11 protein-coding genes and 2 pseudogenes are annotated in these 9,111 nt (G+C 68.0%); 1 reads left to right on the top strand and 12 read right to left on the bottom strand.

All coding sequences use genetic code 11. From position 1 onward, the window contains the following. Positions 1–309: zinc ribbon domain-containing protein (locus ABZZ74_RS51060; protein ID WP_356950971.1), on the top strand; the 309-nt coding region annotated here is incomplete at its 5' end. Positions 310–697: 388 nt separating this feature from the next. Here ABZZ74_RS51060 and ABZZ74_RS51055 read toward each other — a convergent pair. The 12 genes and pseudogenes from ABZZ74_RS51055 to ABZZ74_RS51000 form a co-directional block, all read right to left on the bottom strand. Then, a complete protein-coding gene (locus ABZZ74_RS51055; RefSeq protein WP_356950970.1) occupies positions 698–1,111 on the bottom strand; it encodes an NUDIX hydrolase in 414 nt (137 codons plus the stop codon). Positions 1,112–1,377: 266 nt separating this feature from the next. After that, a pseudogene (locus tag ABZZ74_RS51050) lies at positions 1,378–1,577 on the bottom strand (class I SAM-dependent methyltransferase); the annotation flags it as partial. A gap of 51 nt (positions 1,578–1,628) precedes the next feature. After that, complete coding sequence (locus tag ABZZ74_RS51045) at positions 1,629–1,952, bottom strand: MazG-like family protein (protein WP_356950969.1); 324 nt, start codon at positions 1,950–1,952, stop codon at positions 1,629–1,631. Positions 1,953–1,981: 29 nt separating this feature from the next. Next, the gene (locus ABZZ74_RS51040; RefSeq protein ID WP_356950968.1) at positions 1,982–2,779 is read right to left on the bottom strand and encodes an endonuclease/exonuclease/phosphatase family protein; all 798 of its coding nucleotides are present in this window, start codon (positions 2,777–2,779) and stop codon (positions 1,982–1,984) included. Next, the gene (tmk, locus tag ABZZ74_RS51035) at positions 2,751–3,398 is read right to left on the bottom strand and encodes a dTMP kinase (protein ID WP_356950967.1); all 648 of its coding nucleotides are present in this window, start codon (positions 3,396–3,398) and stop codon (positions 2,751–2,753) included. The genes ABZZ74_RS51040 and tmk overlap by 29 nt, the downstream gene beginning before the upstream one ends. Next, positions 3,395–4,504, bottom strand: a complete 1,110-nt coding sequence (locus tag ABZZ74_RS51030; protein ID WP_356950966.1) for a radical SAM protein — start codon at positions 4,502–4,504, stop codon at positions 3,395–3,397. The genes tmk and ABZZ74_RS51030 overlap by 4 nt, the downstream gene beginning before the upstream one ends. A 273-nt stretch (positions 4,505–4,777) precedes the next feature. After that, positions 4,778–5,152: pseudogene (locus ABZZ74_RS51025) on the bottom strand (hypothetical protein); the annotation flags it as partial. A 58-nt stretch (positions 5,153–5,210) separates the two neighbouring features. Next, complete coding sequence (locus tag ABZZ74_RS51020) at positions 5,211–6,245, bottom strand: hypothetical protein (protein WP_356950965.1); 1,035 nt, start codon at positions 6,243–6,245, stop codon at positions 5,211–5,213. A gap of 244 nt (positions 6,246–6,489) precedes the next feature. Continuing rightward, on the bottom strand, positions 6,490–7,002 hold the full coding sequence (locus ABZZ74_RS51015; protein WP_356950964.1) for a hypothetical protein: 513 nt from the start codon (positions 7,000–7,002) through the stop codon (positions 6,490–6,492). Continuing rightward, positions 7,002–7,775 carry an aldo/keto reductase gene (locus ABZZ74_RS51010; protein ID WP_356950963.1) on the bottom strand — a complete coding sequence of 258 codons (774 nt, stop codon included), beginning with the start codon at positions 7,773–7,775 and terminating at the stop codon, positions 7,002–7,004. Before ABZZ74_RS51010 ends, ABZZ74_RS51015 begins: the two co-directional genes overlap by 1 nt. After that, positions 7,772–8,371 (bottom strand): AAA family ATPase, encoded by a 600-nt coding sequence (locus ABZZ74_RS51005; RefSeq protein WP_356950962.1) that lies wholly within the window; start codon positions 8,369–8,371, stop codon positions 7,772–7,774. The genes ABZZ74_RS51010 and ABZZ74_RS51005 overlap by 4 nt, the downstream gene beginning before the upstream one ends. Then, the gene (locus tag ABZZ74_RS51000) at positions 8,365–8,967 is read right to left on the bottom strand and encodes a 3'-5' exonuclease (protein WP_356950961.1); all 603 of its coding nucleotides are present in this window, start codon (positions 8,965–8,967) and stop codon (positions 8,365–8,367) included. The genes ABZZ74_RS51005 and ABZZ74_RS51000 overlap by 7 nt, the downstream gene beginning before the upstream one ends. Between the last annotated feature and the right edge of the window lie 144 nt (positions 8,968–9,111).

Raw genomic sequence — 9,111 nt, 5'->3', positions numbered from 1 at the left:
CTGGAGTACAAGTGCGCCTGGTATGGGCGCGAACTCGTCGTGATCGACCGCTTCTTCCCCAGCTCGAAGCTGTGCGGGAGCTGCGGCACGGTCGGCGGGAAGCTGCCGCTGAACGTCCGCGAGTGGACGTGCGCGTGCGGCACCACGCATGACCGCGACGTGAACGCGGCACGCAACATCCTGGCCGCCGGGCTGGCGGCGTCTGCCTGTGGAGACGGTGTAAGACCTCAACGGGAGTCCTCCCGGACGGGGCGGTCGTCGGTGAAGCAGGAACACCAGCGGGCGACCGCTGGAATCCCCCGCCTTTAGGCGGGGGAGGAAGTCAACCGTGGTGCTCTTCTCCGTAAAGGTCAGGGTCGCGGCGACGGACAGGCCCTCGCCGCGGGCTCCCTTCGCCTCCTGGAAGACCTTGATGTCGCCCTACTGAGCGGCGGTGTACTGCCAGCGGTGGACGGCCAGCTCGGTCTCGCGCCTTCCAGCTCCTTGCCGCTCATGGCTTGTGGCCCGCACTGCCCGACGATCGGCTCACGGTGGGAAAGGCGAAAGCCCCGTCGGGCGCCAGGTGCTTAGCGATGCGAGGGGAGAGTTCTTGGGGATTGGGCCCCGCTCCTCCCAGGCCGGGCCAGCCTGCCGCTGTAGTCGCAGGCCGCCAGGAAGGCGAGTATCTGTCCGACGCCGCTGTCCGCTTTCTCCTCGGTCAGCTCAGGAACAGCGCCAGAGGTCCAGCGGGAAGGAGGAATCGCCCGTCGTGTGCGGCCTGCCGGGCATCGTCCATCGGCCACCACATGAGCTTGAAGTCTGTTTCGGTCTCTGTGAGTTGTTGCGGGCCGAGGGTCAGGGCGCGGGCCTCGAACAGGTGGACTCGTGCCGGGGAACCCAGGGTGATTGCGTACGAGCCGAGAGAACGCCATTGCTGGGCGGTGACTCCGGCCTCTTCTCGAAGTTCGCGCTGGGCGCAGTCGAGCGGGTGTTCGTCGGCTTCGAAGCGGCCACCGGGGAGGAAGAGGTATTCGCCGCCGTGGTTTGGGAAGTTGGCGCTCAGGAGGGCCACCAGGCCCTTAGCGTCGCGGGCCACAACCACGGAGGCGTCACGCATCACTTCAGTTCCCATGCCGGGTGAGCGTATCGGTCAGGGATACACTCCGGCGGCGAATGGCACGTTGAAGACGGCAGGGTGGGCGATACCGCGGCCGTGGTAGCCGTCGTCGCCGTAAGCGTCACCGTGATCGGCACACATGATGACGAGCCAGCGGCTCCGCCCGGCGAGCCCTAGCAGGAGCCGACCCATATGGCCATCGGCGTACGATAAGGCAGCGGCCTGTGAAGCGACCGTGTCCTCGCTTGAGGGGGCTGGCCGATAGCTGCCGAGTCCTGGGCCTCGGCGAGGAACGCGAGGGCGCGACCGGTGCCGCAGCCGATCTCTAGCACCCGTCGCGGGCCGGCCAGGAGTTCGGGGCCGGGGCCGTGACCGGTGTACTGGGTCCAGCAGACGTCGGTTCGGCGTCCTGCTTGAAGACGGACTCGGCGAGCGTGTCCCACAGTTCGGTCTCGGCTGTGATGTCGTGCGGTACGGACACAGTGGTTCCTCTGGGTGTGGTGGCGCATTGCCAGGGTCACCGCCGCAGGGATCAGCCCGATGATCCGAGGGAGCGCTCACCAATGTGGTGCAGCCGTGCTTCGAACAGCTTCCTTGCGTCCGGGGTCAGCGAGGCGAGCGCAATGAGCGACGTGATCGTGACGTCGCAGAGTTCCTTGTGGACGTCGTCCCACGTGTGGCTGGCCCCCTTGCGGGGATTCGCACCCATTGCTCCGTGCAGTGCCTCGGCTACCTCACCGAACTCTTCGCCGATCTTGAGCACTCGCATGGTCTTCGCCATGTCGCCGGTTACCGGGCTCTCGGCGTCCAACCAGTCGCGAAGACGTTCGACGAGATCCCAGGTGCTTGCTTCCACGTTCTTCTCCAAGGAGTGTGCGGGAGTTTTCAAAAGAGGGCGCCGGCAGCGCCGAGATCGGTGGGGTCGGAGACTCGTAGCTGGGTTTCTGGGGCGACGTCGAGCTGCACCGCCAGGGCGGAGTGATCGGTGAGTCGGTCGGAGCGGGTACGCGGCTCATGGACGTAGTGGCAGCCGTGAATCGCGCCGACGAGGGCTGCCGAGATGTGCGCGTGGTCGTAGCGGTAGCCGTCGCCTGTCCGGCCGACCCAGGAGTGTTCGGCGGCCGTCGGGTGCAGTTGCCGGAACGCGTCACCGTATCCAGCGGCTTCCAGTCCCTCGTAGAAGGCGTACTCGAACGGCTTGAAGAATGGATATCGGGGCTCGTGCTTCGGCTCGAGGATGTTGAAGTCACCGATCAGGAGGCGGGCCCCAGTCGTGCCGGACGGGATGGCCCGGCCGGCTTCCTCAAGGAAGCGGCGTTTGCGGTCCGTCTTCGCAGGCGTGGCGTCCCGGGAGGGCACGTACAGGCCGATGATGTCGAGCGGGCCCGCGGTTGTCGCGACGGTCACCGAGACGCCGCGGTGCGGCAGGTAGCTGCTCAGTGTCGTCGCCGCTTCGAGGGGCAGGCGGCTCACGATCATGACGCCCCGCTCACCCCGCTCCGGCCGGGGGAAAACGACGCGGAACCCGGCTGCCTCGAACCGGTCGGCCAGGAAGTCGCAGCCGTCACTGGGCGCCGTCTCCGTGAGCACGAGGATCTGTTCCGGTCTGGCCGCCAGCCAGTAGAGCTGTCGCTGCGCCCGCTCGCGGGAGGGGTTATTGAGATTGAACGTCAGCACGTCCATCGAGGTTGTCCCTGGTTTGTACGGCGTTGATCTCGCCCACGATGGTGCACGCGAGGGTTTCCGGATCTGTGGCTGTAGCGTCCAGAGTGAGGACTCTAGCGCCCTGGTCACGGAGGAACGTAGCCGCTTCCGCGTAAAGACCGAACTCGATCATGCTGCTGCCGGGCATCCGTTCGAATCTGCTGTGGGTGCCGCGGCGGGTGAGCCGCTCCGCGATGACGTCTGGGTGCGCGGTGAGGAACACCGAGAGGTCGGGCAGCCGCGCGTGCCGATTGAGCTCCCACACGAGGTCACGGTTGACACCGTCCATGACCTGAAGCACCAGTGACGAGCCGATGTAGCGATCACACACGACGATGTCGCCGCGCTTGAGCGCCGGCCGGATCTCCTCCTTCAGGTGGTGGTAGCGGTCGGCCGCGATGAGGCAGGCCATCGCTATGCCCTGATAGGTGTCCGTGCCGTGCCGGGCGAGTTCCCCGAGCGGGGTGTCGCTCGGTTCACGGGTCGCGTGGACGACATGCCCGTCTTCCCGGAGCTGGGCTGCGAGGGCGTCCCTCATGGTCGACTTGCCGACGCCGCCAGGTCCGTCCAGGGTGACGAAGAATCCCCTGGTGCTCACGAGACACCGACCACGGGAAGCACGCGAGACCCGTTCGGCACGACCGGGCACTGCTCTGTGTCGACGGCTCCGATCCGGTGTCCTGCGGCGACGACCGCGGCCGGGCAGCCCTTGCCGCATTCGGCATTCATCGAGCAGCCGCCACACGTTGCGTTCGCTCCGACCTCCCACCGCTCATGGAATCGGTAGTTGTCCAGCCGGGCGGCGATGTCGTTGTCCGTCCACACGTTGCCGACGATGAAGTCCGTGTCGGGGTGCTGGGACGCCTTCGTGCGGGCGGCGAACACCAGGTAGGGGCAGACAGTGACCTCCCCCTTCGTGAACACGTAGATGATGGTTCCGGCCTCGCATCCGGCGAGCGGCTTGTCATCGTTGGGGAAGCGGATGTGAACCAGCTCCAGGCCCTCGTCGACGAACGGAAGTGTGAGGTCCCGGATGTGCCGCATATGGTCGTCCGGCCGCCGAAGCTTCTGTGCCGAGTTCGAGGCGCCACGACCCATCTGTCCAAGCGGGTTCATCAGCACGTATTTCGCTCCCTGCTCGCGGGCGAAAGCGCACAGCTCCGCGTACTCCTCGTCTTGGGCAAGGTTGTTCGGCGTGCACAGCAGGCCCTGAAGAATGCCCGCCTCCGCGAAGCGCTTGACGTTTCGGACGGTTTCCGCGAAGCCCTCGGGGCGAGCCCGGAACACCCCGTGGGAGTCGGCAGAGAAGCCGTCCAGGCTCACGTTCATGTGGACACCCAGGTGGGCGAGCGTGTGGATCTCCTCATCCGTCGCCATCGTCGCGTTCGTGCACACACCCACGCCGATCCCGGCCGTGACGAAGTCGCCGACGATAGGGAGTAACTCCGGGTGTGTGAACGGCTCCCCTCCGGTGATGGTGACCCGGTTGACTCGGGCGTCAAGGAGCTGCGGGATCAGCCGGTCCTGGACTGCTTGCCGGTCCATGTCGTCGCCGCGTTTGGTCGCGTTGACGAAGCAGTGCTTGCAGAGTTCATTGCACCGCTCTGTGAGCTGGATGAGCGCCTTCCGGTACGGATGGTCCACCGTGGTCCGGAAGTAGCAGGAAGCGGCCTGTCCCGAGGTGATGATCGGCTTGGCGGTCATGCGGTCCTCCGCGGGTAGAAGCGGTTGGTCGGGCAAGGACTGGTAGGTCCATGGTTGGCGCGAGATGCCTGACTTGCCAGTTGTCGCGCCCTTGTTCCCCGGCCGCCGTCCGGTCGGGGAGCGAGGATCTTGCCCCTGCCGCCGAGGGGGGAGTCTCGCCCCGGCGGCAGGGAGTTTCAGCGGATGCCGCGTTGCCGCTCCATGTCCGGACGTGCCTGCGGTGCCAGGCGAGTTCGGCCCGTGCCGCCTGGGCGTAGTGCCGCACCACTCTTTGCCGACCAGGAGCTGGGCGATGGTGCTGTTGTCGAAGTACGTGAGGGCTTCACCACGGTCGGCAAAGAGCGGCAGCGTCGCCTGGTCCTGGTAGGCGTCTCCGTCGCAGGCCGGCTGGGCTGTCAGGCGTTCCTCGATGCCGTGGGCCATGGCCGCGATATAGGCGGCGAGGGCGAGGGCGAGGTAGGCGTTGGCGTCGGCTCCGGCGAGGCGGACTTCGAGATGGGCGCCGGCACCGTGGCCGCAGGCGCGGACGGCGCAGCCGCGGTGGTCGTAGCCCCAGTTGAAGCGGGTGGGGGTGAACGAGTGCGGCTGGAAGCGTTTGTAGCTGCAGCGCCCTTCAACGGACGACGCCCCGGTCGAAGGTTTGTGTCCGCGGCACCCTCCCGCCCGCCATGCGGTCCCTGTTCAGCCATCGGCACGGGCACGTTGGTCATCGCAGCGCCTCCCACCGCATGGCGAGGACGTCGCGCAACTCGTCCGAGGGGAAGTCTGTCCGTAGCAGTCGCAGATCGTGACGGACGGCGGGGGCCAGCGGCCCGCCCTGCGGGTCTGTCCCGTCCAGGAATTCGCGCAGGCCGATGTCGCCGCCGCGGGCCATGGTGTACGGCGGCACCGAGTGCCGGGACAGCACCAGCGCACCGGGGCTGGTGTCGTCCGCCGCGGTGGAGGCGAACAGCCGTCGTACGTGGTGGAAGTGGCGTTCTTGCAGGCTGCCGATGTCGATGACCGGGGCGTGCTGTGGCGCGGGCGTGCCATAGTCCAGGTCGAGGGGGACGGCGCCAGCGCGGTCGTGGAGGAGGACGTGGGCGGCTGCGTACAGCAGGGTCTGCTCGTCGGGAGTGGCGCCGCCCTTGCCGCCGAGCCGGTCGAGGACCTCCGCCCGCCGGGCCGGGGTCAGGGCCTGCACCAGGTCGTCCAGCGCGCCGAGGGTTTCGGTGGACGGCCGTGTGCGGTAGAGCCCGTAAGACCCTGGAGCCAGCGCCGCCAGGAGCCGGTCGAGGCAGTGGGTGAGCAGCTTGGTCTCCGCGGCTACGACGGGCTCGGGCAGCGCGTTGACCCGGCTGCCGAGAGGGCCGGCCAGCACGATCTTCAGGTAGGGGGCGCGCTGGCCGGCCTCGGTCAGCCGTGCCGCCATGCGGATGGTCGGCAGGACGTAGCTGAGCGCCCGGAGCGGCATGTGGGTGCTGGCGCCGTACACGACCCGCAGAACCAGGGGGCCCCTGACAGCCTCGCTGACCGTCCGCAGCAGCGGCTCGACGCCGTGGCGGGGCAGGCCCGACACGTAGCCCGTGCGTCTGGCCTCGGCCCCGATGATCGCGTTCAGCAGCCGCGGACGCGCACGGTTCAGCTCACCGGTCTGCTGCGCGTCGGCGCCGGGGGAAAGGGTATCCAGCGCGCCGCGGATGTCCCTGTCGGTCAGGGCGTGGACGTCCTTGCCGGCTCCCAGGACAGCCACCCCGCGCATGATGGCAGTGAGCAGGTTCGCATGCTTCTTTCCCAGGGACTGCTGTCCGGCGGGCACAGATATTTCACCTGACATGTGGTTCATGAAGGCCGATCGGTTGGACGGGGTGGGACGCATGGTGCAGCACCTGCGGGCTGCACCATGGCGGTGTACTGGTCAGTGGGTGGTAATACGGCTGGTAAGTGATGGCGCCTGCTTGGGCGTGGCGGAACGGGACGAGGACTCGTGGGGCCCGTGCTGGTTGCTACGTGGGGGTGAGTTCTGTTGGGATGGCGGCCCGCACTGTGCCGTCTTCAATGAAGGCCGTCTCGCCTGTAGCGAGGGCCTGGAGCCCTACCAGAACCCTCAGCCGGGCGTGGGGCCGGACCTGCTCGATGAAGTGCAGTGTCGGCATGATGCGGACGTCGGCTCGGGCGTCGCGGTAGGTCAGGTTGTCGACGACTGCCCGCGTCGCCGGTAGCGAGGCCAGCAGGTGTGTGGTGATGGTCCGTCGGCGCGTCTGTATCCGGTCTACGGCTACCTGGCGGAGCAGTTGAAGGCCCTCTGCCGCAGGATGGAGCACGTTGTGTGCCGCCTCTTCAACGGACTGTCCGGGGTGGACGTCACCGACGGGCAGCATGAGCATCCCGCGCAGGTCGGCGACGGCGAGGCAGTGGGCGCCGACTGGCACAAGGAGTGCGACGCCGACGATTGGTGGCCGCCAGTTTTCGTACGTCGCGCCGCGCGGCGCGGGTGTTGCGACGGTGGCGGCCGGCATCAGTCCCGCTCGCCTTGGACTGCTGCCACGATTTCGGCGAGGTGGCTTGGTCGGCTGGTGTTGGGGATGGGGACGGTGTGACGGCCGCGGTCGAGGAGCCAGCGCAGGGCCGTCGTTGGCCCGTGGGGGCTGGCGAGCCGGCCGGCGTCGAGAGGCCGGTAGGCGACGTACGGAATGCCGAGGTCATGGCAGGTTTCGATAACAGGGTCGGCGGGGTCTTCTGCGTGGAGGACGTTTTGCACTGCGGAGACGGCCAGGTACGTGGTTGCCCGCAGGACGTTTTCCGGGGTGACTTTCGACAGGCCGATGTGCCGGATCTTGCCCTCTTCCTGCAGAGCTTCGAGGACGGCCAGTTGGTCTTCGAAGGCCACGTCGGGGTCGATGCGGTGCAGGTGGCACAGGTCCAGGTGGTCGACGCGCAGGCGGCGGAGGCTCGCCTCGACGCTGGCCCGCAGGTAGAAGGGGTTGCCGAGTGGCATCCATTGGCCTGGCGCGGGGCGGACCATGCCGACCTTCGTGGCGATCAGGACGTCGGCCGGGTATGGGGGGAGCGCGTCTTTGATCAGGTGTTCGACGGTGTGGGGGCCGTAGGCGTCGGCGGTGTCGCTGTGGGGGATGCCGTAGGTGTGCACGGCCTGGCGGAGGATGCTCAGGGCGGTGTCCCGGTCTTCGGTCTCGCCCCAGGTGCCGGGGTCGGTCAGGCGCATGGTGCCGAAGCCGAGACGGGAGACGGCCTTTCCGGCGAGGGTGAGGGTTCCGGTGGGCGGGGTCATCCCAGGTCCTCCTTCAGGCAGCGCTGGAGTGCTGTGTCGATGGCGTGGGCCTGGCTGTCGGGATCGCTGGTCACCTTCAGGTGGGGGATGTCGTTCTGGTTCAGCAGGAGGTGGGTGTGCTGGTCGACGAGGCGCCGGAAGCGGGGGTCGTAGTCGTGGCGGGTGTCCACGGGCTGGCGCTCGTCGAGCACGGTGGCGAACAGCAGGTCGTATTTGGGTAGTTGGGTGGAGGCGAGCGTGAGAAGGCGTTCGCGTTCCACCCGCGGTGGTATCTCGCTGCGGTATTCCAGGGCGGCGTTGAAGTAGGCGATGGCGTCGTGGACGGCCCGGTCGAGGAGTACGACGTCGGCGCCTTGGCCTGTGGCGGCGAGTTCGTCGGCGATACCCTGCGCGATGATCCACTCGGTGGAGGTGGCGGTGTGGTGCTGCATTGTGGGCAGTCCGGCTGCCGCGGCACGTTTGCCGAGCCGGCCGGTTCGGGCCACGGTGATCCCTTCGGCGCGCAGCTCCATCTCGATCCGCTTCAAGAGCGTCGTCTTGCCGGTGGAGTGGGTGCCGAGAACGCCGATACGGACGGGATGGCTGGTGTTCACCACAGGGTGGGGTCCTCTTCTGGTTCGGGGGCGCCGGGCAGGCCGGGCGGCACGGCCGCGGCGACCAGCCGGTCCCAGGTGTCGTAACGGGAGGCCATGGCGATGAGCAGCTGCGCCGTGGCGAAGGCGTCGAAGGTGGCCCGGTGCCGGGCGCCGGGGGCTTCGCTCAGGTCGGGCTGCGCGTGCTCGATGAGCTTGTCCAGGCTGTACTTGCCGAGGTCGGGGTAGGCGTCCTTGGCCAGCCGGAGCGTGTCCAGGACGCCGGCGGGCTCCCAGCCGGGCAGATGGGCGCGCAGCACGCGGTAGTCGGTGTGCGCGTTGTGCGCGCAGATCCAAGCGTTGCCTAGGAAGGCGCCCACCTGGTGGGCCACTTCGGTCCATGCCGGCTTGTCGGCCAGCTCCTCGTTCGTCAGTCCGTGCACTCGCGCGGCGAAGGGGGTGACGGGGCGGTTCGGGCGGGTCAGCCACCAGCCCGCGGTGCTCTTGTCGGGCCGGCCGTCCCGGATGGGCAGCGCGGCGACTTCGACGAGGTCGGGCGGGTTGGTGCCGTTGCCTTCGACGTCGACGACGAGCAGCGCGGGCCAGGTGGCGAAGTTCATGACGATTCGGGTCCGTCCTCCGCCACCCAGCCGATGGGGGCCCGGCCGTGCTGGCGGTAGTGGTGGGGCTTTAGACGTCATCTCATTTGGCGTGTTCGATACCCTGTTGACGTGGGAATCGTTGAGCGGCTGGTGCCGGACGAG

This window comes from Streptomyces sp. NPDC006476 (genome assembly GCF_040612015.1).
Classification (GTDB): Bacteria; Actinomycetota; Actinomycetes; order Streptomycetales; family Streptomycetaceae; genus Streptomyces; species Streptomyces griseorubiginosus_B.
Note: the sequence above shows the minus strand (reverse complement) of the source record. Positions and strands in the feature narration are given on the sequence as shown.

Bases quoted from the DNA above. Each gene is read 5' to 3' on its own strand.
- ABZZ74_RS51010 (WP_356950963.1), bottom strand. From the start codon at position 7,775: ATGACCCCGCCCACCGGAACCCTCACCCTCGCCGGAAAGGCCGTCTCC.
- ABZZ74_RS51015 (WP_356950964.1), bottom strand. From the start codon at position 7,002: ATGCCGGCCGCCACCGTCGCAACACCCGCGCCGCGCGGCGCGACGTAC.
- ABZZ74_RS51000 (WP_356950961.1), bottom strand. From the start codon at position 8,967: ATGAACTTCGCCACCTGGCCCGCGCTGCTCGTCGTCGACGTCGAAGGC.
- ABZZ74_RS51055 (WP_356950970.1), bottom strand. From the start codon at position 1,111: ATGGGAACTGAAGTGATGCGTGACGCCTCCGTGGTTGTGGCCCGCGAC.
- ABZZ74_RS51030 (WP_356950966.1), bottom strand. From the start codon at position 4,504: ATGACCGCCAAGCCGATCATCACCTCGGGACAGGCCGCTTCCTGCTAC.
- ABZZ74_RS51040 (WP_356950968.1), bottom strand. From the start codon at position 2,779: ATGGACGTGCTGACGTTCAATCTCAATAACCCCTCCCGCGAGCGGGCG.
- ABZZ74_RS51020 (WP_356950965.1), bottom strand. From the start codon at position 6,245: ATGCGCGGGGTGGCTGTCCTGGGAGCCGGCAAGGACGTCCACGCCCTG.